This window comes from Janthinobacterium sp. SUN137, from assembly GCF_030587265.1.
GTDB lineage: Bacteria > Pseudomonadota > Gammaproteobacteria > Burkholderiales > Burkholderiaceae_D > Janthinobacterium > Janthinobacterium kumbetense.
This window is the reverse complement of record NZ_JAPWHZ010000007.1, coordinates 170,051-196,878: the sequence shown is the minus strand read 5'-3', so window position 1 is coordinate 196,878 and position 26,828 is coordinate 170,051. Positions and strand designations below refer to the sequence as shown.

Sequence of the window (26,828 nt, the reverse complement as noted above, 5' to 3'; positions counted from 1 at the left end):
GCTGCTGCCGCCACATGCCACTGTGGCGGCAGCAGGACAGTGTCAGCCGTTTTCCTCGCCACTCTCCCCACTGCCCCCAAGAAACCAGTACACTAGTTCCTGAGCGCAACTAATTTTGTACGCGCGCCATGCCACCTGCCGTTGCCGGGAGGCGTCCCTGCCGCAAGGCGTGTTGTCTGCCTGGACAAATGCAATGTTCACTTCGCGCAGCCTGTCTCCTGCCTTCTATTACCTGTTCTTTTCAGGAGAACGGGAGCAGCAGCAGCGCTTTTTCAAGGAACTGCATTTCATTTCGATAGCCATCCTGACGTTTGGCCTGGCTTGCTGGCTGGTCACGTTCAGCCTGACCTTGCCGCGCGCTTCGCTCGATCATGCGCAGGCGGCGCTGGGCTTGACGGGCATGCTGGTCGGGCTGCTGCTGACCATGTATGCGAAGTCCTTGCAAGCCATCATCGCCAGCGGCACCATCAGCGTGCTGTTCATCGCTTTCAGCTTTCGCGTGCTGATGCTGGGCACGGAAGATCCCGCTTTCTGGGTCTTGCCGCTGGGCGTGATGATCACGCTGACGACGGCGCCCATCTTCAGCGGCATCGCGTATTACCTGGGCGTATCGCTGTGCGTGTGGGCCATCCTGGGGCTGGGGCAATTTCCCGTGCATGCGGGCCAGGCCGACCAGCATTGGCCCGTGCTGGCCGTCACCATCAGCGTGATCATCGGCCTGGCGCTGAATATCTATTTTCTCGTCTTGCGCATCAACAACTACCGCGCCCAGCGCGAGCTGGCGACGATGGCCTACAAGGATGGCTTGACCGGGCTCAACAACCGACGCATGTTTACGCAAAGCGCCCGCACCTTGCAGCGCACGGCGCATACGCCCGCGTATTTCCTGATGATCGACATCGACGACTTCAAGCAAATCAACGACGTGTACGGGCATGACGTGGGCGACGAGGTGCTGAAAAAGATCGCCGAGGTGATCGGTGAACTGTCGGGCGAGCACCTGTGCGGCCGCCTGGGCGGCGAGGAGTTTGCCGTCATTTATCTGGGTGAAAAGAACGCCGCCTGCGCCTTTGCCGCGCAGCTGGTCGACAGCGTCGAGGCGGCTTTCGTGCCGGAACGCAAGGTCTCCGTCAGCATCGGCATGGCCGAACTGATCAAGGAAGCGGACTTGTCGCACAGCTACCGGCGCGCCGATGAATCCTTGTACCAGGCCAAGAAAAGCGGCAAGAACCGCTACGTGCTCAACGCCGCCTGAACGCCACCGTCCGGCGCCGCATCGAGCAGCGCCAGCAAGGTTTGCGGCGCAATCTTCCAGGGATCGCGCCGCTCGGGGTCCACCTCATACCAGCTATCTTGAGCTCCGATCTTGAGGATGGTCAAGGGGATATCCTTGCTCTCGAAGAAAGCCAGCATGCGGCGGATCAAACGGCTCACCTTGGCGTGCTCGTCCGTATACAAGGAGCCGGTATAGAAACAGCCCTTCTCTCCCATGCGCAACATCCTGGCCGTGCCGAGGCGCGAGCGGCCCAGATATTTGTGCAGGAACTCGGTCACTGCCTCATCGTCGACGGGAATACTGCAGGAAATAGTGATCTGGGCCATGACAACGGGGGACAGTGATTCAATAGCCAAGCTTAGCAGAAAGAGATTCATTCATGAAATGCTAAGATCGCGGCCCGCGCATGCCGGCAAGCCCTCCGGCATGGCGTCTCGACAAGGATAGTCATTGAATACCCCAGGAAAAATCACTGTTCGCATGCTGTCGCTGTGCGCCGCCCTGTGCCTGCCGCTTGCCAGCATGGCACAAGCCACTCCTGCCGAGGATGCCGCCTTCGTGGCCGCCACCGTGCCCGTGCCGTCGCCACCGTTGCGCCTGAGCGCGCATCCCGAAATCCGCGCCGACGTCTTGAAACTGCTCGGCTACGCGCGCGGCAGTTATACGCAAGGCAACACCCTGATCGCGCGTCAGGTGCTCGACAGCATGCAGTCGCTCGACGACATCACGCGCACCATGCTGCCCGACGGGCGCTCCGTGCTGGCCTCCATCGATGCCAGCACGCACGGTGCATGGCGCGCCGCCATGCTGTTCGACCCGCAACGCAAGCTGCTGGCCCTGGGCCTCGTCAACGGCCATTGCCGAGCAGCCATCGGCGACGCCGCTCCCGCCTGCCTGCCGTCCACGCACGCCGTGCTGACGGTGTTCCTGCCGCCGGGCGCAGAGGACGAGATGGCCGCGCCGCTGCTCGTGTGGGCGCGGCAACTGCCGGCCATGCTGGCAAAGGCCGCGCCAGAACGGCGGCAAAGCATTGCTGCGGTGGAATACATCACCACCCGCCCCGGCCAGCCCGGCTGGGAAGCGCGCGACGTGCCGCCCGGCTTTCCCGCCAGCTTGCTGCACCTGCTGCTGCCGAATGCGGAATTGAGCAGCAGTTCCAGCGGCGGCAAGCTCATCGCGCCGGCGGGCCTGGCCGGTTCGCCCATGCGCACACAAGCGGCCGAGGCTGGCGACGAGCCCATGCCCGACGCCAGTATCACCCTGCGCAGCTATGCCGATTTCCACTGGGTGCTCAACACCTACGCCACGCTGGCCAAGGGCGCGCAAGTGAAGGGCCATGACGACAAGGTCGTGTTCACGGGCAGCGATGCGAGCGGCCGCTATACGGTGACCCTGCGCGAACCCGACAAGGACGACGGCGTCTTCATCACCGTCGCCAGCTGGCGGGAAAAATAGGCCTGAGGGGAGTCCAGACAGGGAAAAGCATTGCCATTACGCACAAGAGCATGGCATTTTGGCATTTTGCGGTATGATTTCCGGCCGTGCGGCGCGGCCCGATCCCTGCCTTGCCCACCCTGCCCTTCAAGCCAGTCACGCTTGCGTCGCATCCTGCCCTAAGGAATTCATATGTTCGGTTTTAACTTGCGCGTTGCCAAGATGGTGTGGACGGCTTTCCTCATCGCCTTCCTGCTCTTTCTCACCTACAAGGTCTCGTCGACCCTGATCGTCGTGGTCTTTGCCATTTTCTTCAGCTACCTCGTGTATCCGCTGATCGGCCTGCTGGAACGCCATGGCCCGAAGCGCTTGCCGCGCACGGCTGCCATCGGCATCGTCTTCCTCGTGGTGATCTTGCTGGTGGCAATACTGGGCTCCATCTTCGGTGCCCGCATCGAGGAAGAAGCCAGCAAACTCAGCGCGCAATTGCCGACCCTGCTCAAGGGCAATAATTTTGCCGAGCGGATTCCTTTGCCGGAATTCATGGAACCGTTGCGCGCGCGCCTGCTGTCGTTCATGCAGACGCAGCTGAGCAGCGGTACGGGACAAGCCATGCCGCTGGCGAAGGAACTGGGCTTGACCGTCATGCATGCGGCCAGCAACCTGATCTATCTGGTGCTGGTGCCCGTGCTGAGCTTTTTGCTGATCAAGGAAGGGCCGGACATGCGCGACGGCTTGCTGTCCCTGCTGAACCGTCCCAACAAGAAGTTGTGGGGCGCCATCATCGACGACCTCGACATCTTGCTGTCGCGCTATGTGCGCGCCCTGCTGCTGCTGTCGATCGCCACGTTTGTATCCTACAGCATCGCCTTTTCCCTGATGGGCGTGCCGTACAGCCTGCTGCTGGCCGGCGCGGCCGCCTTGCTGGAATTCATCCCGTTTGCCGGCCCGCTGGCGGCCGCCGTCATCGCCGTGGTCGTGGCCGGTTTCAGCGGTTTCGAGCACGTGTTCTGGCTGATCGGCTTTATCGCCGCCTACCGCTTGTTCCAGGATTACGTGGTCAACCCATACTTGATGAGCGAAGGCGTGGAAGTGAGCCCGCTGATGGTGATCGTCGGCTTGCTGGCCGGCGACCAGCTGGGGGGCGTGGTGGGCATCTTCCTGTCCGTGCCCGTGATGGCGGCCATCAAGATCGTCTTCGTGCGCGCCCGGGCGGCGCTGCAAGCGCGCCATGATGCACTGGAGAAAGCGGAACAGGCGGCAGAGGAAGCGCGCGCCCAGGCCCTGGCCGAGGCGGCGCGCTTGCAGGAACAGGGCAGCAAAGTGGCCCTGGAGCAACAATAATCTAGAATCAACAACGCCTAAAAACCGTAGCGAGCGGCAGCAAGGCTCGGCGCCCCCGTTGTGCTAAGAAGCGCAACTGTGCTGGCACGGGGCCGCCGAGGCAGTGAGCATCGCAAGCCGCAAATTGCGACGCGCAGTAGGTTTTTAGGTGTTGTTAAAACTCTTCCCACTCGCCGCTGTTGTCTGCGGCAGGCTTGGCCGGACGCGGTTTGGCGGCAGCGGCCGGTGCGGCAGCGGCACCGGCCGGCGCCAGGCGCAGCGCCGGGCGTTTCAAGGCCGTGCTGGCGGCGGCCACGACAGGCTTGCGCAAGGCAGGCTTGGCCGCTGCCGGACCGCTATGGTTGGCGTCGAGCTTGAAAATGCTGACCATTTCGGCCAGCGCCGCCGCCTGCTCCTGCATCGATTCCGAGGCCGCCGCCGCTTCTTCCACCAGCGCCGCATTCTGTTGCGTCACGGTATCCATTTCCGCCACGGCTTGATTGATCTGGCCAATGCCCAGTTCCTGCTCGCGGCCGGCGGCGCTGATTTCGCCCATGATGTCCGTCACACGGCGGATGCTGGAGACGATTTCATCCATCGTCGTGCCCGTCTGGCTGACGAGCGCGCTGCCGGCGCCCACGTTCTGCACCGACGCTTCGATGAGCACTTTAATATCCTTGGCGGCGCTGGCCGAGCGGTGCGCCAGGTTGCGCACTTCCGTGGCGACGACGGCAAAGCCACGGCCTTGCTCGCCGGCACGGGCCGCTTCCACGGCCGCGTTCAAGGCCAGGATATTCGTCTGGAAGGCGATGCCATCGATCACGCCGATGATGTCGGCGATCTTTTTCGACGATTCGCTGATGGTGCCCATGGTATCGACCACTTGCGCCACCAGTGCGCCACCCTTGACGGCCACGTCCGATGCGGAGACGGCCAGCTGGTTCGCCTGGCGCGCATTGTCGGAATTCTGCTTGACGGTCGAAGTCAGCTCTTCCAGCGAGGATGCCGTTTCTTCCAGGCTCGACGCTTGCTGTTCCGTGCGGCTCGACAAATCCAGGTTGCCCGAAGCGATTTCATTGCTGGCCGTGGCGATGGCGCCGCTGCCGTCGCGCACGCCGCGCACGGTGCTCGACAGGCGTTCCTGCATTTTCTGCAAGCCCGTCAGCAAAGCGCCCATCTCGTCGTGGCGCGTGATGACGATGTCGTTGGCCAGGTTACCGTCGGAAATGGCGCCGAAATGGCGCAGGGCCTGGTCCAGCGGGCCAAAGATGGCGCGCAGCAGCAGGATGCTGGAAATGATGGTCAGCAAGGCGCCGACGATCATGCCGCCGATGGCCATGGTCACCTGCGTGTGGTAGCTGGACTGGCTTTCCGCATACATCGCGGCGGCCGAAGTGGCTTGGTATTGGGTCAATGTTTCGGCAGCCTGGTCCAGGGTACGATACAGCGGCGTCAGCCCCTTCATCATCATGCCGTCGGCTTGCTCGATGTTACCCTCACGCAAAGCCTTGCTCATGGCCAGCACGCCATTGTTCATGTAGTCGCTGCGCTTCTTGTCCATGTCGTCAGACAGGCGCTTTTCATCCGCGCTTTGCGGCAAGCCCAGGTACACCTTCCAGGCCTTGTTGGACGCTTCCAGGAATTGTTCCGCGCGGGCCAGGGTCTCCTTGGCATCCGGCGCATCCGGGTGCACCATCACGCGATCCATCGTGAAACGGGCGCGGCCCAGGGCAATTTGCGATTCCCCGATCGCTTGCGTCGATGCCAGCTGATTGCTGTAGACCTCGTTGAGGCTGTTGTTGGCCGATTTCAGGCTGATGATACTCATGACGCCCAGTACGGCGATCAGCAAGCCCAGCACACTCATGGTGGCGATCAGGCGCATTTTTATTGTTATGTTCGACAACATGCAGTTTCCTTGGTAAGGGCGCAACCATGCCTGCGCATGCCGGACGAGATAGCGGCAAACGCCAGATGGGCGGGTCACGTGAATTGTTCAGGACAGGTCGATACGGCGTGTGCGGCAGCAGGGGGGAAGGCGGCCCGCGCATATCGTCAGGAGTGCAATACAGGGCAACGAGGTTGAGGTTTCCCGTACTTTTAATTTCCTGACTGCAAGATACAGGGAAAGATTACCAGTAGCAACATCCAGCATGGATTTTCACGATTTGTAACAAGTGGATGATGTTTTTTGCGCAGAACTGGCATTCCGCTGTCGTGCGCGGTCGCGGCGGAATGCCATTTATGCTAGTCAGCAAGTTAATACATGGTTTCTTCGATCAGCTGGCCATCGTCGCGGAAATACTGGAAGCGGCCCGTTTTCCTGCCCATGTTGTAGGCGCCGATCTGCTTCGGTTTTCCGTTCTGGAAATTCTCGATGTTGACGCCATGCAACACGCCCTGCTGCCAGTTGCGGTGAAATTGCGGCAATTCGCCATCGGGATAAAACAGGGTTTCCGCGCCATCGCGCTCGCCGTCGACAAACGCCCCCTGGTAGCGCCGCTTGCCATCCGGATAAAAACTCTCCATCGGCCCTTCCAGCTTGCCCAGGCGGTAATGTTCGACCAGTTCCAGCTGGCCATCGGCCCCGTATTGTTCCAGCTTGCCTTCCGGTTTGCCATCGAGCATGGTCAGCACTTGCCAGCCGCCGTCCGGCGTCGCCTTCTTCCACGGCCCCTGCTTGACGTCGTCGACATAACGGCCGCCACCGCCAGGTTCGACCCACTGGCCCTGCTTCTTGCCGTTCACATAGTTGCCCTGCCATTGCACCACACCATCGATGCGGCGCTCGCTGGGGCCGTCCAGGCGATCTTTCACGAAATGGTCGTAACCGGTGAAGCTGTGCATGTCCGCTTCGCGCCATTCGGCTACGCCAGGACTCACTTCCCAACGGCCCGTGCGCTGGCCCTTGAGCATCTGTCCCGTCGTCGTTTCATCGCCGCTTTCATACGTCCATGGTCCTTCCGCTTTGTCGTCGACAAAGGCGCCAGACGAGCGGATGGTGTTCGGCTCTTCGTAGTGCCATACGCCGGTACGCTTGCCGTGCGCATACTGGCCGCGGGCAAACACGCTGCCCACGCAGCAATTCACGTCATATTCGATAAATACGCCATCCTGGCTGGCGGCAAAATGCTGCGGTTGCGTTTCCCAGGTGATCCACTTGGCGTGATAACTGGGCGCGCGCCCCCCTTGCCAGCCCTTGCCCAGCAGATAGGTGACCGTGAGGAAATGACCGTCTTTCTCCTGGAAAGTCTTTTTATAGGCAAACGCGGGCTTATCGGCCGGCTTGCCGGGCAATAACTCGCCATCGATATTGAAATAGCCGACCAGGGTGCCATGGCCATGCTCGATGGCGTCGAATTCGGCCACGCCCGTGGGCGCGTAATCGATGCTGTAGTCGATCAGCTGCAAACGGCCCAGCGCGGCGCGCACCCGCGCTTCATCCATGACCTTGGCGCCGCGCACGAGGGCGTCCAGGGTGGGCTGCAGGGCGGCGACCTTGAACATCTTGCCGCCGCTGGATTCGTAGCGGTAAGCATGCAAACCATACGCCGCGCCACTGCCAGCGCTGCGGCTAAGCACGAACGTCGTTTCGCCTTCGCTGTCGAGGTCGACCTGGAACACGGCCGCGATGCTGGCCTTGCCATACTTGTCCAGGTTCATGCGCTTGTCGCTGATGCCCTTGCACTGGCAATAGTAGCCGTTGACTTCGCCGTTTTCCCGCAGGAAAGCCAGCACCACGCCGCCATCGCGGCGCTCGACAACCTTGGCGGTGGCCATGGGGACGCCTTCATAGAAACGCGCCGCCTGCGCCGGCGCCGCATTTCCCAGCGCCAGCAGCGCCGCCATTGTGCTCATCCAAAATGTTTGCCGCATGTCAACTCCACTGCCGAAAAACCGCCATTATGCATGGCCATTCAGGCAAGACCGGACACGCGAGGACGCTGGCGCCACAGGGGCCGCTGCACCGTCTGCGCCAGCAGCACGCCCAGCAGCGAAATCCCGCCGCCGACCAGGTGGTACACATGCATGCTTTCGTGCAACCAGACGATGGCCAGCAAGGCCGTCAGCAAAGGCAGCAGGTTGACGTAAATGCTGCAGCGGTTCGGCCCCAGCAGTTTTACGCCTTCGATCCACAGGTAGGACAGCACGATGGACGAACCGATGCCCGCATAGCCGATCAGGGGCAAGGTGGTGGCGTCCAGCCTGGCGCTGCCGGGCGGCAACATCAGGAACAGCGGCAGCATGCACGCCAGCGCCGCCAAGGCCTGGCAATAAATGGCTTGCCAGGCGGGAATCGATAAACGCCAGCGGCGCAGCAGCACGCCGTACAAAGCGAAGATCAAGCAAGCCAGCAGCATCAGCGCATCGCCCGCATGCACGCCCTGCTGCAGCAAGGCCAGCACGTCGCCGCGCCCCACCAAGTACAGCAAGCCGCCAAACGACAGCACGCCGCCGGCCGCCATGCCCAGCGTCAGGCGTTCGCCCAGCAGCAGCACGCTGAGCAGGGCCGTCATCAGGGGCGCCAACGCCGTGACGATGGCCATATTCGTCGCCGTCGTCGATTCGGCGGCGCGGTAGGACAGGCTCTGGAACAGGGCCATCGACATCACGCCGCACAGGGCCAGCTGCCACCACTGGCGGCGCAGGGCGGCGCGGTTGCGCCACAGGGGACGGGCGATAAACGGCGTCATCACCAGCAAGACCAGCACCAGGCGGTAAAAAGTGATGGCCGTGGGGGCGATGCTGGACGCGGCCAGCTTCGAGACGACGACGTTGCCGGCCCACAGCAGCATGGCCAGGAACGGGTACAGATAGGCGCGCACGGGCATGTGTCACTCCAGGAATAGTTGCGGGGGAACCATCATGCCGCAGGCGCGCGGCGCCTTCTCGCGCTAAGATGTCCATACCTGTCGCAAAACTGACCCTCTTTCATGGATTGTTCCTCGCCCGCGTTTCAGGAATTGCTGCCCGTCACGGCGCGCGCCATGGCGCTGGCCGTCGACTATGCGCATGGCCACGTGATTTCCGTGCACCGCCACACGCATGCGCAATTGCTGTACGCCATCGAAGGCGTGATGACCATCGAAGCGCAGGGCGGACGCTGGGTGGTGCCGCCCACGCGCGGCGTGTGGCTGCAGCCCGGCATCGCGCACCAGGTGCGCATGAGCGGCGCCGTGAAAATGCGCACCGTCTTCATCGATTGCGCCAGCTCGCCATTGCTGCCGCGCCACAGTTGCGTGCTCGACATCAGCCCCCTGCTGCGGCAACTGATCGTGGCGGCCGTCGACATCGCGCCCGATTTCACGGAAGGCAGCCGCGACTGGCATCTGCTGCAATTGCTGTTGCACGAGCTCGACAGCCTGCCCGTACTGCCCCTGTACCTGCCGCTGCCCATCGATGCGCGCCTGCGCGGCATTTGCGCGCGGCTGATGGAGCAGCCGGGCGAGCAGCAGACGGTGGCGCATTGGGCGCAGGAATTGGCGATCACCGAGCGCAGCCTGCACCGCTTGTTCCAGAAACAGACGGGCATGCGCTTTGGCCAGTGGCGCCAGCAGGCGCGCTTGCTGCGGGCGCTGGAACAATTGGCGCACGGCAGCAAGGTCATCGACGTGGCCATGGACAATGGCTACACGAGCCAAAGTGCGTTCACCGCCATGTTCAGGAAGCATTTCGGCACCACGCCCACCGCGTTTTACCAGGCAAAAGTCATCGCTGCGTAAAAAAAATGCTGCTATGCATCAATAATCATGGGCGATAGCCGCCGCTCTTGTTATCATCGCAAGCCTTATCGCACCGCGCCCATCCTGGCAGCGGTGTTGACCTCAATCACACCACCATGACACAGAATTTCTTCCAGACTTTTATCCTGCTCTTGCTCGTCACCGACCCGTTCGGCAACGTTTCCCTGTTCGTCAATGCCCTCAAGCGTGTGCCGGTCGAGCGGCGCTGGAAAGTCGTGGTGCGCGAGTGCATGATCGCCTTCGGCATCTTGCTGCTGTTTATGTTCTTCGGCCGCCATTTCCTGAACGCCTTGCAATTGTCGGAAGTCGCGCTGCGCATCGGCGGCGGCGTGATCCTGTTCCTGATCGCCATGCGCATGGTGTTTCCACAGCCCAACGCCGGCAATAGCGACCACGAGATGGGCGGCGAACCGTTCATCGTGCCGCTGGCCATCCCCGCGCTGGCCGGCCCGTCGGCCCTGGCGACCGTCTTGCTGTTTTCCTCGCATGAAATGAACGACGTCATCGCCCACGTGGCGGGCTTGACAGCCGTGGCCGCCGTCTGGCTGGCCGTCTTCCTGTGCGCGGAACGCTTGCAGCGGGCGCTCGGTCCAAGGGTCATGACGGCATTCGAGCGCCTGATGGGCTTGATCCTGACGGCGATGGCCATTGAAATGTTGCTCGCTGGCATACGGGCGTTCCTGAAATCCGTTTAACATAGTCATTCATCCACTGAAGGAGTCCAGCATGAGCCGTTGCGCCCACCTTTGCCTGATGGCCGATTACAACCAGTGGATGAATGCCAAGGTCTACGCGGCGGCGGCCAGCCTGCCGCCCGAAGAGCTGCAACGCGAACGGGGCGCCTTCTTCGGCTCCCTGCTGGCCACCCTGAACCACGTGATGGTGGGCGACACCCTGTGGCTGCAGCGCTATGCGAAGCACCCGGCCGGCTTCCCCCTGCTCGACCCCATCCGTGCCATCACGCCGCCCGCGTCGCTCACGCACCCGCTGTTCGCGGCCGAGGATTTTGCCGCCATGCACGCGCACCGGCAATGGCTGGACCGGCTCATCGTCGACTGGGCCGCCTCCATCCGCGAAGAAGACCTGGACCACCTGCTCGATTACCGCAACAGCAAGGGGCCGAACCGGCGCGAATTTTTCAGCCTGCTCATGCATTTCTTCAATCACCAGACCCATCACCGGGGCCAGGCCAGCACCCTGCTGTCGCAGGCGGGCGTGGACATCGGCGACACGGATCTACTGTTTCGCATCCCCAACCATATTCAAGACTGACGATGGGCGGTAGCGCCACGCCTTGAGCAAGATCAAGCCCAGCGCCAGCGCACCGAACAGCCCGCCACACGCCAGCGCCCCCTGCATGCCGTAGCGGGCGATGGCCACGCCGCCCGCCAGCGCGCCCACCGTCACGCCCAGGTTGATGGCGGCGATATACACGCCGATGGCGAACGCGGGTGCCTCGCGCGCTTCGCTGCTGAGCCATACTTGCGTGACGATCAGCCCGCTCGTGTGCGCCGCGCCCCAGAACAGCAGCAAGACGGCCAGCGGCGCCCAGCCGAGACCAGCTCCCGCATGGCGGTACAGCAGCCAGTACGCCAGCCCCAGCAGCAGTGGCTGCAGCAAGACCGTACGCAGCACATGCGTGCCCAGCCGGCGCCCCGCGAACAGATTGCCCGCCACGCCGCCCACGCCAAACACCACCAGCGCCAGCCCCGTCTGGCGCGCCGACAAGCCCGCCACCTGCTGCAGGTAAGCGGCCGCATACGCATACACGGCAAACATGGCGGCAAACACCAGCACGGCGGCGGCAATCGCGAGCCACAAGGCGGGTTTGCGCAGCACGGCCAGCTGGCGGCCATACGCCATCGGCGCCTCGCGCGGCGTGTCCGGCAAGAACAGGCACAGCCCCAGCGCGGCCAGGGCGTTGACGAGGGCGCAGGCAAGAAACGATGCCTCGTAACCATATTGCGCAGCGATCCAGGTGGTGAGCGGAATCCCCAGCACCATGCCCATGCTGGTGCCCGTGAACGCATGCGCTCCGGCCCGCGCCGCATCGCGTGGCGGATACAGGGCGGCAGCCGCCACCATGGCCAGCGAGAAATACACGGGATGGAACAGGGCCGGCACGATGCGCAGCGCCAGCAGCAGTTCGAAGCGGGGCGCATAGGCCGAGGCCACGCTGGCCAGCGCGAACACGAGCAGGGAAACGATCAGCACGCGCTTGCGGCGCCAGCGCGTGGCCAGCAGCACGAGGAAGGGGCCGCCCACGGCGATCACCAGGGCAAACAGGCTCACCAGCGAGCCCGCCTGCGCGGCCGTCACGGCATAGCGCTGCATGATCATCGGCAAGATACCCACCACGCCAAACTCGATGCAATACACGCCGAACAAGCCCAGCGCGAGGAAGACGACGGGATGCGGGCGGGTCATTGCCCCTGCTCCACGCCATACACTGCCTGGCACAGCTCCGTCACGAACGGCCCCGCCATGCCCTCCAATGCCGTATTCGTGAACGCCACCACGGACAATTCTTGCGCGGGGTCAACAAACCACGAGTGGCCATACGTGCCGCCCATGCGCCAGCTGCCAGCCGACTCGGGCGTGGCGGCCAGTTGCGGGTCCGTCAGCACGGTAAAACCCAGGCCGAAGCCGCGGCCGGGCCAGAACGGCAAGTCGAAATCCCCCGTCTGGCTTTCGCCCATCTGGCGCGCCAGCGCCGGCGGCAACAGCGGCGCGCCGCCCAGCCGCAAGGTTTCCAGCAGGCACATGAAGTCGGGGGCGGAACCGACCATGCCGGCGCCGCCGGACGGGTAGGCGTGCGCATCGCGGGCACGGGCCGGCGACAAGGTAAAACCTGCCATGCCATCGAGAAACGGCAGATGGTCTTCCCCCACGTCCAGCAAACGGCGCGGCCGGGATTCTCCCGCTGCGCGGTCCGCATAGGCGACGGCCAGGCGCGCCGGGTCCGCAGTAAAAAAACCCGTGTCGCGCATGGCCAGCGGCGCCGTCACCAGGTATTCCACGGCGTGCGCCAGCGGCAAGTCCGTCACCGCTTCGATCACGGCGCCCAGCACGTCGGTGGCGATCGAATACCCCCAGCGCTCGCCCGGCGCATACGCGAGCGGCACGGTAGCCAGGCGGCGCAGGTTGTCCTCCAGGGAAATACGGGACGCATCCATGCCATCCGACACCCCCGCCTGCGCATACGCGCCGCCCGGCGGCTGGAAGAAGCCGTAATCGAGGCCAGCCGTGTGCGTGAGCAAGTGGCGCACGGTCATCGCCGCCACGGCGCCGTCCGGCTGGCGCGGCGCAAAATACGGCAGCCAGCGCGCCACCAGGTCGTCCAGGCCCAGGCGCTGCTGCCCCACCAGCGCCAGCGCGGCCGTCGAGACGATGGGTTTGCTGACGGACGCCAGGCGGAAGATGGCGTCCTCAACCATGGGCGTGCCCGCCTCGCGGTCCAGGTGGCCGGCCGCGCGGCGATACACGTCCTGGCCACGGTGGCGCACGAGCACCACGGCGCCCGCCAGGCGCTGCTGCTGCAAAACAAGGTCCAACAAGGCATCAATGCGGGCGGACATGGCCGCGGGAGAGAAGTTGTACATCATGGCTGAGCCTTTCAAATGATCAGGCTGCCAAGGTAAGCCAGGCGCGATCAAAGAAAAACAGGCTATAGTTTCTGTCTGTGCGGACGCTGACATCCGCAATCAACGGTAATGAAACGGAAACGACATGGATAACCTGGCGGGATTCACGGCCTTCGTGCAGGCGGCCGAAACGCGCAGTTTCGTGGCGGCGGGCCGGGTGCTGGGCATTTCCGCCTCGGCCGTAGGCAAGAGCATCGCGCGGCTGGAACAGCGCCTGGACGTGCGCCTGTTTCAGCGCAGCACGCGCAGCATCGCGCTGACGAGCGAAGGCACGGTGTTTCTCGAACGCTGCCGGCGTATCCTGGGCGAGGTCGAGGCGGCCGAGCTGGAGTTGTCGAACAGCAAAAGCGCGCCCCGAGGCCGGCTGCGCGTCAGCCTGCCGCAAGTGGGCAGCCTGCTCAATCCTGTGCTGGCGGCCTTTGCGCGCGCCTATCCGCTGGTGGAGCTCGACCTCGATTTCAGCGACCGCCGGGTCGATGTCATCGAGGAAGGCTACGACGCCGTCGTACGCGCGGGCGAAAGCGCCGACAGCCGGTTGATGAGCCGCCAGCTGGGCCAGTTCCAGCTGCAGCTGGTGGCCGCGCCCGCCTATCTGGCGCGCAACGGCACGCCGGGGCTGCCCGCCGACCTGGCGCAGCACACTTGTTTGCTGTACAAGTTTCCCAGCAGCGGCAAGGTCGAGGCCTGGCCTTTGGCCGAATGGCCCGCCTTGCACGCGGCCGGCTTGCCGGCGCTACTGAACTGCAACAATGTCGAGACCCTGCTGCACTTTGCCGAAAGCGGCCTGGGCATCGCCGCCCTGCCCGACTTTGCCGTGCGCGCGGCGCTCGCTAGCGGCCGCTTGCAGCCGGTGCTGGAGGCGCACCGCCGGCACGACGGGGCCTTTCGCATCCTGTGGCCCAGCAGCCGCCACCTGACGCCGAAACTGCGCGCCTTCATCGACTTCCTGGCCACGCACGTGTTTCCGGAAAGCTGAGTCCGCATCCGGCGCCGCGCTCGTTGTTTCCACACGACAACTTATTTAATTTGCTACCAATTTTTAAACTTTTCGGGGACTTGATACAAGTTTTTGTATTGCAGTGCGGAATTTTGAGGAACAATTACAGGCTGGTCGCCCTTACGTATAAACCCGTAGCCCTGGCCTGTCGACGTTTTCCTTCACTTCCGCAACACGAAAGCAATCATGTCACTCACACAATTCAAAATCGGCACCCGGCTCGGGATCGGGTTTGCTGTCGTCCTCGGCCTGCTGGTGGCCGTCTTGCTCGTCGGCCTGTATTCCATGGGGCAACTGAGCGCGCGCACGCACGACATCGTGGCCGACAAGAACGTCAAGATGGCGGCCGCCAATACCATGAGCGACAACGTGCGCAACATTACCTTGGCGATCACGAGCATTGTGGTGGCGCCGACGGAAGCGCTGGTGCAGGCGGAACTGGCGAAGATCGGCGAAGCGCGCAAGAAATACGGCGCCGCCAAGGAAACCCTGCAAAAGAAGATTTCGACGGACAAGGAAACGGCGCTGATGGCCGAACTGGACGCGGCCCTGAAATCGGGCGCGCCGCTGAACAACAAGGTCATCGAGCTGCGCAATGCAGGCCAGACGGAAGAAGCGATCGCCTTTTTGACGCAGCAGGCGGCACCGAGCTTGAAGATCGTGCTGGGAGCGCTCGACAGCCTGGTCGCGTATGAAGCGCAGCAGGCGGCGCAGGCAGCGACGGACGCCGAAACGCTGAGCACGAGCGCGCGCGCTTCCATGATAGCCCTGGGCAGCGTGGCCGTGCTGCTGGGCGCCTTCGTTGCCTGGATCATCACGCGCTCGATCACCCAGCCCATCAATGCGGCCGTCAGCGTGGCCGAAACCGTGGCCTCGGGCGACTTGTCGTCGCACATCGTCGTCAATTCCAGCGATGAAACGGGCCGCCTGCTGGGCGCCCTGAAAGCCATGAACACGAGCTTGCTGGGCGTGGTGGCGCAAGTGCGCCACGGCACGGAGGCGATTTCCACGGCGTCGAGCGAAATTGCCGCCGGCAACCTCGACCTGTCCTCGCGCACGGAAGAGCAAGCCAGTTCGCTGGAAGAAACGGCGTCGGCCATGGAAGAGCTGACCTCGACCGTGAAACAGAACGCGGACAATGCGCGCCAGGCGAACCAGCTGGCGAAAAGCGCATCGGAAGTGGCCGTGCGCGGCGGCAGCATCGTTTCGCAAGTAGTCGACACCATGGGCACCATCAATGCATCGTCGCGCAAGATCGTCGACATCATCGGCGTCATCGACGGCATCGCCTTCCAGACCAACATCCTGGCCTTGAACGCGGCCGTGGAAGCGGCGCGCGCGGGCGAACAGGGACGCGGCTTCGCCGTCGTGGCCACGGAAGTGCGCAACCTGGCCCACCGTTCGGCCTCGGCCGCCAAGGAAATCAAGGAATTGATCGCCGCGTCCGTCGCCAACGTGGACACGGGTTCGCGCCTCGTCAATGAAGCGGGCCAGACCATGGGCGACATCGTCGATAGCATCGTGCGCGTGACCGACATCATGGGAGAGATTACTTCCGCCACGCACGAGCAAACCATCGGCATCGAACAGATCAACATGGCCATTGCCCAGATGGATGAAGTGACGCAGCAAAACGCGGCCCTCGTGGAAGAAGCGGCCGCCGCTTCGCAAAGCATGCAGGAACAGGCGGGCGAGCTGGCCCACGTCGTGGGTTTCTTTAAAACCGGCAACCATGTCGCCAGCGCACCCAAGTTGACGCCGGTACGCACCGCAGCGGCACCAGCGACGGCGAAAATCGCGCCTCCCGCAGCCCGGCCCGCGCCCGCGCGCAAGGCCGTGGCGGCCGCGCCGGCACGCCGCAGCAATGCCGGCGCCGAGAGCGAATGGGAAGAGTTTTAACCAATAGCAACATCCTCACCACGGGAAAGCCAGGCAGGAAGTTGCTGCCTGGCTTTTTTTCGTCCGCAATCGCCACTTTTTTTGCGGCAAAGCCCGCGCAATAGACAAAAGTGCAAAACGTGCACCGCGCATACGCTTTACAATCCTCGCTCGCTTTACAAAATATTGGTCATCATGAATCAGGCAGAACAGCAGCGCCTCCTGGCTATCCTGGAGTATTGGCACAAGATCGAATTCTTTATCCCGTTTGACCTGAATCAAATCACGGACGTTGAAGACCCGTCCACCGTGCGCCTCCTGCAGCGCGAACAGCTGGCGCAATTGCCGCCGCAGTTCGCCACGCAGTGGCAAGTGCCGTCCGACCGCGAGATCGACGGCTTCAGCCTGTTCCTCGGCGTGTTCGACAAGGCCGAAATCAACAAGGCTTGTCCGCCGGCCAACGGCCCGGAAAACATTGCCGAAACAGAAAAAACAGAACTGCTGGGACGCTCGTGCTTTGCCCGCCTGAACCTCAATGCGCTGGGCGAGCCGCAGTTCGATCCCGTGTCCGTGTCGACCTTGCCGTGGGCCCTGGGCCGCGCCCGCACGCCGGACTGGTCCGGCCTGAGCCTGGACGCCTTCAGCGACAGCCAGCTGGCGCTGCAAGACAGCCTGCGCAACTTCGCGGCAAGCCGCGCGCCGCAGCCAGTGACGGACGAGGCGGGCAATGTCTCGTCGCCCCTGTCCGGCATGGAAATCGCCGCGCTGGCCGACCTGCTGATGGACTGGGCCGGTTTCCGCCCGTCCGCCGGCCAGCCGCTGGCCGTGCTGGAATTGCGCACGCGCAAGAAACGCGTGGCCGCGACGGACGCCGATACGCTGGAGGCCAGCCAGAACCGCACGCTGGACTTCGGCGACGCGGTGGAACCCTCGATCGATATCCTCAACAGTTTTTACCTGGATGACCTGGAACAGATCATCCGCGCATTGCGTGGCAGCAAGCTGCCCGCGACGGTCGCCGCCTACCTGACGCCGCTGGCGCAGGATGAACGCATCGACCTGTACAGCCCGGCAGGACGCCAGGCGCTGGCCGCCATGCTCAATCCGGCCAACATGAACCGCGGACACTGGCTGGAAGACGCCAGCTACGCCATGAGCCTGATGCAGCAGTTCGCCATCCATGGCGCGCGCACGGGCTTGCACGAGCGGGGCATCTTTTCCGTCAACGGCCCGCCGGGCACAGGCAAGACGACCTTGTTGCGTGAATTGTTCGCTGACAACATCGTGCGCCGCGCCGCCGTACTGTCTTGCCTGGACCGCGCCGGCGACGCCTTCATCGGCAAGGTAGCCGTCGCCTTCGAAGGCGTGCGCGACCCCATCACGATTGCCCGCTTGCGCCCGGAACTGACGGGCTTTGAAATGGTCGTCGCTTCGTCAAACAATGCGGCCGTGGAAAACATTTCCGGCGATTTACCTAAACCCAAGCAGCTGGGCAAGGAATGGGCGCGCACGCGCTATTTCGAAAGCGTGGCGCGCCGGGTCGTGGCGGACGGCAATGGCGCCAACCGCGCCCTGGGCGAGGCGGAAGCGCCATGGGGTTTGATGTCTTGTGCGCTGGGCAACAGCGCGAACCGCCGCCGCTTCGTCAGCAATTTCTATGACGACGACTGGGACAAGAGCACGGCGCGCAAGACGCCGAACGCGCAGAATATCCGCCAATGGCTGGCCAGCTACCAGGGCGTGAGCTTCGCCCAGGCCGCGCGCGAATTTCGCGAAACGGAACACGTGGTGGAAAAGGCCCTGGCCGAGCACGCCCAATACGCGGCCCTGTGGCAAGCCGTGGGCACGTGCACGGAAGCCGATTTCATCGAGGCCAGCCAGCATGCGCTGATTGCCGCGGAACAAGAAATGGATGCGGCCAACGGCGCCCTGTCCGGCGCGCTGACGCAGCAGGACACCTTGCTCGCCAGCAAGAAGGATTTGCTGGAAGAGGAACGCCTGGTGGCGCTGACGCAGCCCGGCTTCTTTGCCCGCCTGTTCCGCACGGCCCCGGCGCGTGCCTACAAGGATGCCGTCGTGGCCAATGCCGAAGCGCAACGCCAGGCCGCGCGCGACGTGTCCGCCATCAAGCTGCTGCTGAAGGGCGAACTGGAGCCGCGGTGCGAGCGCGCCCGCAACAGCTTGCACATCGCCCTGCGCACGGCGCAATCGCGCCAGCGCGAATGGGATGACAGCACGGAACTGCTGCGCCGTGCGCGCATGCGCTTCCCCACCATCCTCGCGCCGGCCACCTTGGACGAGCTGGACGGCGATGCCCTGCAAATTGGCGGCCTGTGGCATGAACCGGCGCTGGCCCGCCTGCGCTCGCGCCTGTTCGCCAAGGCCCTGGCCCTGCATGAAGCGTGGCTGGCGGAAGTGGCGAAGAAGGGCGGACCCGGCTTTGGCGGCAACTTGCTGGCCGTCTCCAAATTGCTGAAAAACAAGCGCGCCTACGACCAGTCGCACATCGCCATGGTGTGGCACAGCCTGTTCATGGTGGTGCCCGTCGTATCGACCACGTTTGCCTCGTTCGCGCGCCAGTTCCAGGGCATGGGTCCCGAATCGCTGGGCTGGCTGTTCATCGATGAAGCGGGCCAGGCCGTGCCGCAAGCGGCGCTGGGCAGCCTGTGGCGCGCCAAGCGCGCCGTCGTCGTGGGCGACCCGCTGCAGATCGAACCCGTATTCACGGTGCCGGGCCGCCTCGTGCAAACCTTATCCGCCCTGTCGCCGCACACGCGCGATGGCAGCTATGCGCCAACGTCCGTGTCCGTGCAGACCCTGGCCGACAAGGCCAACCGCTATGGCGCCGTCGTCGGCGCCGGCAGCGCACAGCCGCTGTGGATAGGCAGCCCCCTGCGCGTGCACCGCCGCTGCGTGGAACCGATGTTTTCGCTGGCCAACAGCATCGCCTACGAAGACAAGATGGTCTACGGGCTGGCCGAGCGCACGCCGCCGGCCGGCGCACGGGGCCTCACGCGTGGCCCGAGCCGCTGGATCGACGCCGTCGGCCCCGTCAGCTACAAGCAGGTGGTACCCGTACAGCTCGATTTCGTGCTGGAAGTGCTGTTGAAGCTGTATCGCCGCGACGGCAAGCTGCCGGACATGTATGTGATCACGCCGTTCAAGGCCGTGCGCAACGAATTGCGTTCGCGCATCGTCGATATGGACTGGGACCGCCGCCTCGGCTATGGCAAGGCGCCGACGGCGCGCGAATTGCGCCAGTGGAGCAGCCAGATGGTGGGCACCGTGCACACCTTCCAGGGCAAGGAACAAAGCGTGGTGATGCTGGTCCTCGGCGCCGACGACAGCACGGCCGGCGCCGCGCAATGGGCTGCGGCCACGCCGAACCTGCTCAACGTGGCCCTGACGCGCGCGCAACACCATGTGTACATCGTCGGCCACCCACTGCTGTGGGGGCAGTTGCCGCACTTTGCGCCAGCCTGCGCGCAGTTGCCGCATACGGGCATGCATGAGTTTTTGGTGGAAATGGGGTAAAACACCTGAGCAAACCTGCTGCGCGTCGCGGTTTGCCGCCTCCGATGCTCACTGCCTCGGGGGCGCCGAACCTCTCTTGCGCTCGCTACGGTTTTATCAGGCGTTCTCAACGGGGAAAACAAGGGTAAACGTCGTGGCGGCCGCGTCGGACGCCACGCTCGCGCTGCCGCCATGCAGCTGCATGATGGCCGTGACGATGGCCAATCCTAAGCCTGTGGAAGCGGCCGAATCGCTGCGGGCCGGGTCGGCGCGGTAGAAGCGCTCGAACAGGTGCGGCAGGTGACGCGCGGGGATGGCGGGGCCGAGGTTGCTCACGCTCAATTCCACACCCTCGTTCGTCGCGTGCGAACGCAGCAGTATCGTGCTGCCAGGCGCCGCATGGCGGATGGCGTTCGACAGCAAATTGCCCAGCGCGCGGCGCAGCAGTTGCGGCTCGGCCGTCACCGCGCCGCTGCCGTGGCAAGCCAGCGCCAGCTCGCGCTCTTCGGCCAAGCCTTCAAAGAAATCAGCCAGCCTTAAAAACTCGTCCTGCACGGGCAGGACTTGCTTGACGAGCACCATTTCATCCTGCTGCGCCCGCGCCAGGAACAGCATGCTGTCGATCATGCGCGACAGCCGTTCCAGCTCTTCCACATTCGACGACACCAGCTGTTCATACTCGTGCGCACTGCGGGGGCGGGCCAGCATGACCTGGCTTTGCCCCAGCAGATTGGTGACGGGCGTACGGAATTCATGCGCCAGGTCAGCGGAAAACTGCGACAGCCGCGCATAGCCTTCCTGCAACCGCGCCAGCATGGCGTTCAGCGCCTGGATCAAGGGCAAGAGCTCCGTCGGCGCCCCGCGCGCATCGAGTTGCTGCTCCAGCTTGCCCGGCCGCACGAGGGCCGCATGCGCGGCGATATTGCGCAATGGCCGCAATCCCCGCAACAACATCACGCTGGCCAGCAAGGCCGCCACCAGCGCGCTGACGGCCACCGATACGACGATCTGCCAGCGGTAGGCGGCAAACATGGCCGTGCGGTCGCCATAGACCCGGGCGACGGAAATGTCGGCCATCTGCGCCGGCTCTCCGATGCGCGCGCTGGCGGCCACGACCCTGGCCGGATAACCGTCGCGGCTGATCCAGCTGACGATATCGCCGGCCGTCACGGGCACATCGACGGCCACCGGAACAGCATGCGCCACTGTCTCGCCGTGCGGGTTGACATCGATCAAACGCGTGCCATCGGCGCGCACGATGCGCACCAGGGAATTCTCTTGCCCGCTCATGGTGTCGCGGAAATACTGGGGCCGTTCGCGGATGATGTCCAGGGTGCCCGCATTGCCCAGCAATTGCTGGATTTGCCGCAGTTTTCCCAGCAATAAAATGTCGTCGCGGCGCTCGATTTCCGCCACAAATGAACGGTACAGATGCATGCCCAGCCCGGCCGACACGAGCGCCACGATCAGCACGAACACGAGCGTGACGCGCAGGGTCAGCGAGCGGCGCAGTTGCGAGAATTTCATGCGCCGGCGCCGTTGTCGGGTACGGTCGGCGCGCGCAATTCACAGACATAGCCCATGCCCCGCAAGGTGTGGATCAGCTTGGGTTCGAAGGGGTCGTCGAGCTTGCTGCGCAGGCGGCGGATGGCCGCGTCGATGACGTTGGTGTCGCTCTCGAAATTGATATCCCACACTTGCGAAGCGATGATGGAGCGCGACAGCACTTCGCCCTGGCGCCGCGCCAGCAGATGCAGCAAGCCGAATTCCTTGGCCGTCAGGGTGATGCGCTGGCCTTGCCGGCTGACCTTGCGTTTCATCACATCGATTTCCATGTCGCCGATGCGGATCACGTCGTCTTCGCGCGGCGGGCCCCGGCGCAACAGGGTGCGGATGCGCGCCACCAGCTCGGCAAAGGCAAACGGTTTCACCAGGTAATCGTCGGCGCCCAGTTCCAGCCCTTTCACGCGGTCCTGCACCTCGTCGCGCGCCGTGAGGAAAATCACGGGTACATCCGCGCCGCCCTCCTGCAGCCGCAGCGCGCGCAAGACTTGCCAGCCATCCATGATGGGCAGCATGACGTCGAGCACGATCAGATCGGGCGCCTCGCTGCCGGCCATGTGCAGGCCGTCGCGGCCGTTGCGCGCCAGGCTTACCGTGAAACCGGACTCGGCCAGGCCGCGCAGCAGATAGTCGCCCGTCTTCGGCTCGTCTTCAATGACCAGGATGCGCATGGCGGCTTTCTAATAGGAATATGAAACCATTTTACGCCGCACGCACGCCGCCGCGGATGATAAAAATGTCATGCGGCGATCATCTTCGCGTAGGGCAAGCCTGGCCATACTGGCGCCATCTTGTTTCCTGGACGCCACATGAAAACCCTGTTACTCGGCAGTACCCTGCTGTGCCTGCTGGCCAGTCCCGCCCACGCGCAATTGCGCAGCATCAATGACCTGCCGCTGGCGGCGGCCAACAAGCTGGCCAGCGCAGCCATGGCCGCGTGCCAGGCGCAGGGCCGGCACATCGTCGTCACCGTGCTGGACCATGGCGGCAATGTCGTCGCCGTGCAGCGCGCCGATGGCGTCGGGCCGCACAACACGGAGGCCAGCCGGCGCAAGGCGTACACGGCCTTGTCCACCAAAACCGATACCTATGCGCTGGCCGTGGCGGCCCGCAACAATCCGGACATGAGCAATTTGACCACCGTGCCGGAACTGTTGCTGCTGGGCGGCGGCTTGCCGTTGATGGCACAGGGGCAAGTGGTTGGCGCCGTCGGCGTCGCCGGTGGCGGTGGCGCCCTGCAAGACCGTGCCTGCGCCCAGGCGGCGCTCGCCGCCCTCCCTGAACTCGATTCCACCCCACCTTGAAAGCAACAACGATGACTTGTCTGAAAAAAATCACCGCTGCCCTGGCCTTCGCCAGCCTGTCCAGCACGGCCCTGGCCGCCGCCAATCCCTTGAGCGTGCACATCCTCGACCTGCAAAGCGGCCAGCCGACGGCGGACGTGACGGTGACCCTGGAGCAAAAGAAGGGAGATGACTGGAAGCAATTGAGCAGCGCCGTGACGAATGCGCAGGGGCGCATCGCGGCCATGTATCCGGCCGATACGCCCATGCAGGCGGGCGATTACCGCATCGTGTTCAAGACAGGCGAGCACTATGCGCGCCTGAAACAGGAAACTTTTTTCCCGGAAATCCCCGTGCAATTTCACGTGGAAAAGACCGACCAGCACTATCACATTCCCTTGCTGCTCAGTCCTTTCGGTTTTTCCACTTACCGGGGAAACTGACCGTCGGTCACGCCACCGTCTTCGCCGTCTGTCCGAACAGCACGCTTTTCGCGTCGCCGCTGACGGTCGGCTGCACATTGATTTCGGCCGCCCGCGCATACGCGCGCACGGTGGCGGGACGGGCGGCGATGGCCGCGAACCAGCGCGCCAGGTGCGGGAAATCTTCCAGCTTCTGGCGCTGGCGGGCGTGCGGCACGATCCACGGGTAGATCGCCATGTCGGCGATGGAATAGCTGTCGCCGGCCACGAATGCACGGTCCGCCAGGCGCTTGTTCAGCACGCCGTACAGCCGGTTCGTTTCATTCACGTAGCGCGTGATGGCGTACTCGATGGGTTCGGGCGCATATTGCACGAAATGGTGGTTTTGCCCGGCCATGGGCCCCAGGCCGCCCATTTGCCAGAACAGCCACTGCATGACTTCGGCGCGTCCGCGCAGGTCGTCCGGCAGGAATTGCCCGCTTTTCTCGGCCAGGTATTGCAAAATGGCGCCCGACTCGAACAGGGACAGCGGTGCGCCGCCATCTGCCGGCGCCTGGTCGACGATGGCGGGGATGCGGTTGTTCGGCGCGATGGCGAGAAACTCGGGCTGGAACTGTTCGCCCTTGCCGATATGCACGGGAATGAGCTTGTAGGGGATGCCCGCTTCTTCCAGGAACATCGTCACTTTGTGCCCGTTGGGCGTGGTCCAGTAATACAGGTCGATCATCGTGGTCTTTCCAGGTAGATAAGTAGGGCAGGCGGCCTCCGCATCACTATTGTCGCGCCGCAACTGATATGCATGGATATAATGCCACGTAAGCGAAAAACAAGACGGCGCCCAAGCGAGGCAAGCGCCCACTCGCGCCGTCACGCAGGCATCCCGACATTCCAGAGCACAAACAAAGAAAGCCGACCATGCGCAAACTCCTGATCGTCACGCTGTCCGTCCTGCTGTCAGGCTGTGTCCAGGACTTCGCCATCTATATGTTCGATGGGCAAGACCATTCCCTGACCGTGCGCCGCCAGCAACGTTATTTTTGGCAAGATACCGTGGAAGTGCAGCTGATGGCGACCAATTTGCCGCAATGCCAGCGCCTGCATACCCTGTCGACGGATGCGCCGGCCGACATCACCGTCGAGCTGTTTGCGGCCGGCGACGGCATCTGGAATATCCGCATGGGCAAGCAGCTGTGGCAGGCGGAAACGAATACCTGCAATGAGCTGACGGAAATGGAAAACGACCCGAAAGCCGACCTGGGCCAGCCGATCGGGCAATTCGTGGTCGTCGATGACAAGCTGGAATTCGAACCGGCGCCGCAAGCGGCGGCGCCAGCCCAGTAAGTCCTGAACGAAACCCCTAGCGCGCCGCCAGGCTGCGCAGCGGCTTTTTCGCCACGGCGCGTGGCGCGCCAGCCGAGCTTGCCGCCAGGCGCGGCGCCGTCCCCGATTCCTGCGCCGACAGCTTGAAGCGCGCCACCAGTTGCGCCAGCACGGCCGCCTGGTCTTGCATGCTCGACGCCGCTGCCGCCGCCTCTTCCACCAGTGCCGCATTTTGCTGCGTCACGCTATCCATCTCCGTGATCGCCTGGTTGACGTGGCCGATGCCCGTGCTTTGCTCGTGCGAGGCGGCCGTGATGTCGGCCATGATGTCGGTCACGCGCGAAACGGAAGCGACCACCTGATCCATGGTCGTGCCCGCCTGTGCGACGAGGGTGCTGCCGGCCGCGATGCTGTCGACGGAAGCGCCGATCAATTCCTTGATTTCCTTCGCCGCGCCGGCCGAGCGTTGCGCCAGGTTGCGCACTTCCGACGCCACGACGGCAAAGCCGCGTCCCTGTTCGCCCGCGCGCGCCGCTTCCACGGCCGCGTTCAAGGCCAAAATGTTGGTCTGGAAGGCGATGCCGTCGATGACACCGATGATGTCGACGATCTTGCGCGACGAAGCGTTGATGGTATCCATGGTGCCGATCACTTGCGCCACCACGGCGCCGCCCTGGCGGGCCACGGCGGAAGCGGACTGCGCCAATTCATTTGCCTGCACGGCGTTGCCCGCGTTCTGCGTCACGGTCGACGTCAATTCCTCCATCGAGGCGGCCGTTTCTTCCAGCGAACTGGCTTGCATTTCCGTGCGCGCCGACAAGTCCATATTGCCGCTGGCAATCTCGCTCGATGCCGTGGCAATCGTCTCGGCGCTGTGGCGGATTTCGCTGATCGCATCGACCAGGTTGGTCTGCATGGTTTTCATCGCGTACAGCACGCTGTGGCGGTCGTTGGCATGCGTGCGCACGACGCCGCTCAAATCGTTATTCGCGATCTTTTCCGCCACGTCGGCCGCATACTCGGGATCGCCGCCCAGCGCATGGCGCAGGCTGCGGTTGATCACCACGACGACGGCCGCCAGCAAGCCGCATACCAGTACCAGCACGCCCAGCGAGGTGAGCAGCGACTGGCGGAAGGCCGCATCGATATCATCCATGTACACGCCCACCACCAGGGTCCAGGCCCATGGCTTGTAGGCCACCACGCGGCTCATCTTCGGTTCGGGGGTTTTCTGGCCGGGACGGGGGAAATAGTAATGGACGAAGCCCTTGCCCGCATCGCTCTTGCCGACGGCAACGATGTCGCGGTACAGATAGGTGCCGTTGGCATCTTTAAAATCCGACATGTTCTTGCCGTTCGTTTGCGGCGCGGCGGGATTCATCACGACGACGGCATCGAGGTTGATAATGGACAAATAACCGGTCTCGCCGAAACGCATGCTCTTGATGACGGCCGTGGCCTGCTTCTGCGCTTCTTCCTTCGTCAGGGCGCCGCTGGCAGCCAGGTCGCCGAACATCTTGACGGCGCCCAGGCCCAGGTCGGCGGCATTGCTCAGGTCGGCACTGCGCTCTTCGATGCGGATCTTGCGCACTTCCAGGGCGTTATAGACAAAAATAACGGTGATGCACAACAGGCTGCAAATCAGGGGAATCCATAACTTTTGCTGGAACGTCAATTTCTTCATGCTGTGTCTCCAACTATCTATTTGCGGCAAAGGGGCGTGGCCCGCTTCCAGCTCGGCTGGCCAGGAATGCGGCGGCGACGGTGCTCTGGCGGCACCGTTCAGACTGCTTCAGCATACGCTCGAACGACCGATATTTACAATGCCAGGAAGCAATGAATTTTGCCCAGTGTTGTTAATGCGTTGCGACAATTGATGAGAATTGATGTTGCGTTGCAATAAAATTGGGGCCAGCGGCCGCCGTTCTTTTGCGCTACAGTCACTCCCATTCCCCACCGCGCAAGGAGTTCCATGTCCACCACCATGAGCTGGCAAGGCTTTGCCATCCTGTCGGCCGTGTTCGCGGCCCTGACGGCCATCCTGGGCAAGCTGGGCGTGGCCCACCTGAACAGCAACATGGCCACCTTGATACGCACGGGCGTCATCCTGCTGGTGACGGCGGCCATCATCTCGCTGCGCGCGGAGTGGCAGCGGCCCGCCGGCGGCAACTGGGTGGGCTGGACCTGCCTGATCGCCTCGGGCGTGGCCACAGGCTTGTCGTGGCTATGCTATTTCCGCGCGCTGCAGCTGGGGCCCGTGTCGCTGGTGGCGCCCGTCGACAAGCTCAGCGTGGCGCTGGTGATGCTGGCCGGCTGGCTGGTGCTGGGCGAACCGTTCACGCTGAAAGGGGCCCTCGGTGGCGGCTTGATCGTGCTCGGCTCGCTGATTTTGCTGCTGTGACGCATTCCACGGCACGCGGCGGCGCGCCTG

Annotated in this window: 23 protein-coding genes; 13 read left to right on the top strand and 10 right to left on the bottom strand. The window is 63.7% G+C overall.

Annotated elements, in window-relative coordinates; translation table 11 throughout:
* The first annotated feature begins 193 nt into the window (after positions 1-193).
* Positions 194-1,255 carry a diguanylate cyclase gene (locus tag O3298_RS28655; RefSeq protein WP_305061146.1) on the top strand — a complete coding sequence of 354 codons (1,062 nt, stop codon included), beginning with the start codon at positions 194-196 and terminating at the stop codon, positions 1,253-1,255.
* Here O3298_RS28655 and O3298_RS28650 read toward each other — a convergent pair.
* Entirely contained in the window at positions 1,234-1,602 is a 369-nt protein-coding gene (locus O3298_RS28650; protein WP_305057622.1) for a hypothetical protein, read from the bottom strand. The genes O3298_RS28655 and O3298_RS28650 overlap by 22 nt on opposite strands.
* A gap of 124 nt (positions 1,603-1,726) precedes the next feature.
* On the opposite strand from O3298_RS28650, the gene O3298_RS28645 reads away from it, so the two are divergent.
* Both O3298_RS28645 and O3298_RS28640 read left to right on the top strand, forming a co-directional pair.
* Complete coding sequence (locus O3298_RS28645; RefSeq protein ID WP_305061145.1) at positions 1,727-2,731, top strand: hypothetical protein; 1,005 nt, start codon at positions 1,727-1,729, stop codon at positions 2,729-2,731.
* Between the two features lie 171 nt (positions 2,732-2,902).
* Positions 2,903-4,054: an AI-2E family transporter gene (locus tag O3298_RS28640; RefSeq protein ID WP_099666152.1), complete on the top strand. Its 1,152-nt coding sequence runs from the start codon at positions 2,903-2,905 to the stop codon at positions 4,052-4,054.
* Positions 4,055-4,208: 154 nt separating this feature from the next.
* Here O3298_RS28640 and O3298_RS28635 read toward each other — a convergent pair whose 3' ends face one another.
* From O3298_RS28635 to O3298_RS28625, 3 genes are all read right to left on the bottom strand, one after another.
* Positions 4,209-5,942, bottom strand: a complete 1,734-nt coding sequence (locus O3298_RS28635) for a methyl-accepting chemotaxis protein (RefSeq protein ID WP_305061144.1) — start codon at positions 5,940-5,942, stop codon at positions 4,209-4,211.
* A gap of 350 nt (positions 5,943-6,292) precedes the next feature.
* The gene (locus O3298_RS28630; protein ID WP_305061143.1) at positions 6,293-7,909 is read right to left on the bottom strand and encodes a toxin-antitoxin system YwqK family antitoxin; all 1,617 of its coding nucleotides are present in this window, start codon (positions 7,907-7,909) and stop codon (positions 6,293-6,295) included.
* A gap of 41 nt (positions 7,910-7,950) precedes the next feature.
* The gene (locus tag O3298_RS28625; protein ID WP_305061142.1) at positions 7,951-8,865 is read right to left on the bottom strand and encodes a DMT family transporter; all 915 of its coding nucleotides are present in this window, start codon (positions 8,863-8,865) and stop codon (positions 7,951-7,953) included.
* 102 nt (positions 8,866-8,967) lie between these two features.
* Between O3298_RS28625 and O3298_RS28620 the strand changes: the two genes are divergently transcribed.
* The 3 genes from O3298_RS28620 (at position 8,968) to O3298_RS28610 (ending at position 11,049) form a co-directional block, all read left to right on the top strand.
* On the top strand, positions 8,968-9,756 hold the full coding sequence (locus O3298_RS28620) for a helix-turn-helix transcriptional regulator (protein ID WP_289919941.1): 789 nt from the start codon (positions 8,968-8,970) through the stop codon (positions 9,754-9,756).
* A 116-nt stretch (positions 9,757-9,872) separates the two neighbouring features.
* Entirely contained in the window at positions 9,873-10,472 is a 600-nt protein-coding gene (locus tag O3298_RS28615; RefSeq protein ID WP_077398149.1) for a MarC family protein, read from the top strand.
* Positions 10,473-10,503: 31 nt separating this feature from the next.
* Positions 10,504-11,049, top strand: coding sequence for a DinB family protein (locus O3298_RS28610; RefSeq protein WP_289900498.1), 546 nt, complete (start codon positions 10,504-10,506; stop codon positions 11,047-11,049).
* Here the strand turns inward: O3298_RS28610 and O3298_RS28605 are convergent.
* Both O3298_RS28605 and O3298_RS28600 read right to left on the bottom strand, forming a co-directional pair.
* Complete coding sequence (locus O3298_RS28605) at positions 11,014-12,204, bottom strand: MFS transporter (RefSeq protein WP_305061141.1); 1,191 nt, start codon at positions 12,202-12,204, stop codon at positions 11,014-11,016. The two genes, O3298_RS28610 and O3298_RS28605, sit on opposite strands and share 36 nt — an antisense overlap.
* Complete coding sequence (locus O3298_RS28600) at positions 12,201-13,382, bottom strand: serine hydrolase (protein ID WP_305061140.1); 1,182 nt, start codon at positions 13,380-13,382, stop codon at positions 12,201-12,203. Before O3298_RS28600 ends, O3298_RS28605 begins: the two co-directional genes overlap by 4 nt.
* Positions 13,383-13,506: 124 nt before the next feature.
* Here O3298_RS28600 and O3298_RS28595 point away from each other — a divergent pair, with 124 nt between their 5' ends.
* The 3 genes from O3298_RS28595 (at position 13,507) to O3298_RS28585 (ending at position 19,830) form a co-directional block, all read left to right on the top strand.
* On the top strand, positions 13,507-14,397 hold the full coding sequence (locus O3298_RS28595) for a LysR family transcriptional regulator (protein ID WP_305061139.1): 891 nt from the start codon (positions 13,507-13,509) through the stop codon (positions 14,395-14,397).
* A 207-nt stretch (positions 14,398-14,604) separates the two neighbouring features.
* Positions 14,605-16,317, top strand: a complete 1,713-nt coding sequence (locus O3298_RS28590; protein ID WP_305061138.1) for a methyl-accepting chemotaxis protein — start codon at positions 14,605-14,607, stop codon at positions 16,315-16,317.
* 174 nt (positions 16,318-16,491) lie between these two features.
* Positions 16,492-19,830 (top strand): DEAD/DEAH box helicase, encoded by a 3,339-nt coding sequence (locus O3298_RS28585; protein WP_305061137.1) that lies wholly within the window; start codon positions 16,492-16,494, stop codon positions 19,828-19,830.
* A gap of 96 nt (positions 19,831-19,926) precedes the next feature.
* Here the strand turns inward: O3298_RS28585 and O3298_RS28580 are convergent, their stop codons facing one another.
* On the bottom strand, positions 19,927-21,336 hold the full coding sequence (locus O3298_RS28580; protein WP_305057631.1) for a heavy metal sensor histidine kinase: 1,410 nt from the start codon (positions 21,334-21,336) through the stop codon (positions 19,927-19,929).
* Entirely contained in the window at positions 21,333-22,043 is a 711-nt protein-coding gene (locus O3298_RS28575; RefSeq protein ID WP_305057632.1) for a heavy metal response regulator transcription factor, read from the bottom strand. The genes O3298_RS28580 and O3298_RS28575 overlap by 4 nt, the downstream gene beginning before the upstream one ends.
* Positions 22,044-22,181: 138 nt before the next feature.
* Here O3298_RS28575 and O3298_RS28570 point away from each other — a divergent pair, with 138 nt between their 5' ends.
* Together O3298_RS28570 and uraH are read left to right on the top strand one after the other, a co-directional pair.
* The gene (locus O3298_RS28570) at positions 22,182-22,676 is read left to right on the top strand and encodes a heme-binding protein (RefSeq protein ID WP_305061136.1); all 495 of its coding nucleotides are present in this window, start codon (positions 22,182-22,184) and stop codon (positions 22,674-22,676) included.
* A gap of 11 nt (positions 22,677-22,687) precedes the next feature.
* Entirely contained in the window at positions 22,688-23,098 is a 411-nt protein-coding gene (gene uraH / locus O3298_RS28565; protein WP_305061135.1) for a hydroxyisourate hydrolase, read from the top strand.
* A 7-nt stretch (positions 23,099-23,105) separates the two neighbouring features.
* On the opposite strand, the gene O3298_RS28560 is transcribed toward uraH, so the two are convergent.
* A complete protein-coding gene (locus tag O3298_RS28560) occupies positions 23,106-23,804 on the bottom strand; it encodes a glutathione binding-like protein (RefSeq protein WP_305061134.1) in 699 nt (232 codons plus the stop codon).
* Positions 23,805-23,992: 188 nt separating this feature from the next.
* Here O3298_RS28560 and O3298_RS28555 point away from each other — a divergent pair, with 188 nt between their 5' ends.
* On the top strand, positions 23,993-24,418 hold the full coding sequence (locus O3298_RS28555) for a hypothetical protein (RefSeq protein WP_251351680.1): 426 nt from the start codon (positions 23,993-23,995) through the stop codon (positions 24,416-24,418).
* A gap of 16 nt (positions 24,419-24,434) precedes the next feature.
* Here O3298_RS28555 and O3298_RS28550 read toward each other — a convergent pair whose 3' ends face one another.
* Positions 24,435-26,081: a methyl-accepting chemotaxis protein gene (locus O3298_RS28550; RefSeq protein WP_289914013.1), complete on the bottom strand. Its 1,647-nt coding sequence runs from the start codon at positions 26,079-26,081 to the stop codon at positions 24,435-24,437.
* 288 nt (positions 26,082-26,369) lie between these two features.
* On the opposite strand from O3298_RS28550, the gene O3298_RS28545 reads away from it, so the two are divergent.
* Complete coding sequence (locus O3298_RS28545) at positions 26,370-26,798, top strand: EamA family transporter (protein ID WP_218965295.1); 429 nt, start codon at positions 26,370-26,372, stop codon at positions 26,796-26,798.
* Positions 26,799-26,828: the final 30 nt, after the last annotated feature.

Excerpts from the sequence above, each read along its gene's own strand:
- O3298_RS28655 (WP_305061146.1), top strand. The coding sequence starts at position 194 with ATGTTCACTTCGCGCAGCCTGTCTCCTGCCTTCTATTACCTGTTCTTT.
- O3298_RS28650 (WP_305057622.1), bottom strand. The coding sequence starts at position 1,602 with ATGGCCCAGATCACTATTTCCTGCAGTATTCCCGTCGACGATGAGGCA.
- O3298_RS28640 (WP_099666152.1), top strand. The coding sequence starts at position 2,903 with ATGTTCGGTTTTAACTTGCGCGTTGCCAAGATGGTGTGGACGGCTTTC.
- O3298_RS28635 (WP_305061144.1), bottom strand. The coding sequence starts at position 5,942 with ATGTTGTCGAACATAACAATAAAAATGCGCCTGATCGCCACCATGAGT.
- O3298_RS28630 (WP_305061143.1), bottom strand. The coding sequence starts at position 7,909 with ATGCGGCAAACATTTTGGATGAGCACAATGGCGGCGCTGCTGGCGCTG.
- O3298_RS28625 (WP_305061142.1), bottom strand. The coding sequence starts at position 8,865 with ATGCCCGTGCGCGCCTATCTGTACCCGTTCCTGGCCATGCTGCTGTGG.
- O3298_RS28620 (WP_289919941.1), top strand. The coding sequence starts at position 8,968 with ATGGATTGTTCCTCGCCCGCGTTTCAGGAATTGCTGCCCGTCACGGCG.
- O3298_RS28615 (WP_077398149.1), top strand. The coding sequence starts at position 9,873 with ATGACACAGAATTTCTTCCAGACTTTTATCCTGCTCTTGCTCGTCACC.
- O3298_RS28610 (WP_289900498.1), top strand. The coding sequence starts at position 10,504 with ATGAGCCGTTGCGCCCACCTTTGCCTGATGGCCGATTACAACCAGTGG.
- O3298_RS28605 (WP_305061141.1), bottom strand. The coding sequence starts at position 12,204 with ATGACCCGCCCGCATCCCGTCGTCTTCCTCGCGCTGGGCTTGTTCGGC.
- O3298_RS28600 (WP_305061140.1), bottom strand. The coding sequence starts at position 13,382 with ATGATGTACAACTTCTCTCCCGCGGCCATGTCCGCCCGCATTGATGCC.
- O3298_RS28595 (WP_305061139.1), top strand. The coding sequence starts at position 13,507 with ATGGATAACCTGGCGGGATTCACGGCCTTCGTGCAGGCGGCCGAAACG.
- O3298_RS28590 (WP_305061138.1), top strand. The coding sequence starts at position 14,605 with ATGTCACTCACACAATTCAAAATCGGCACCCGGCTCGGGATCGGGTTT.
- O3298_RS28585 (WP_305061137.1), top strand. The coding sequence starts at position 16,492 with ATGAATCAGGCAGAACAGCAGCGCCTCCTGGCTATCCTGGAGTATTGG.
- O3298_RS28580 (WP_305057631.1), bottom strand. The coding sequence starts at position 21,336 with ATGAAATTCTCGCAACTGCGCCGCTCGCTGACCCTGCGCGTCACGCTC.
- O3298_RS28575 (WP_305057632.1), bottom strand. The coding sequence starts at position 22,043 with ATGCGCATCCTGGTCATTGAAGACGAGCCGAAGACGGGCGACTATCTG.
- O3298_RS28570 (WP_305061136.1), top strand. The coding sequence starts at position 22,182 with ATGAAAACCCTGTTACTCGGCAGTACCCTGCTGTGCCTGCTGGCCAGT.
- uraH (WP_305061135.1), top strand. The coding sequence starts at position 22,688 with ATGACTTGTCTGAAAAAAATCACCGCTGCCCTGGCCTTCGCCAGCCTG.
- O3298_RS28560 (WP_305061134.1), bottom strand. The coding sequence starts at position 23,804 with ATGATCGACCTGTATTACTGGACCACGCCCAACGGGCACAAAGTGACG.
- O3298_RS28555 (WP_251351680.1), top strand. The coding sequence starts at position 23,993 with ATGCGCAAACTCCTGATCGTCACGCTGTCCGTCCTGCTGTCAGGCTGT.
- O3298_RS28550 (WP_289914013.1), bottom strand. The coding sequence starts at position 26,081 with ATGAAGAAATTGACGTTCCAGCAAAAGTTATGGATTCCCCTGATTTGC.
- O3298_RS28545 (WP_218965295.1), top strand. The coding sequence starts at position 26,370 with ATGTCCACCACCATGAGCTGGCAAGGCTTTGCCATCCTGTCGGCCGTG.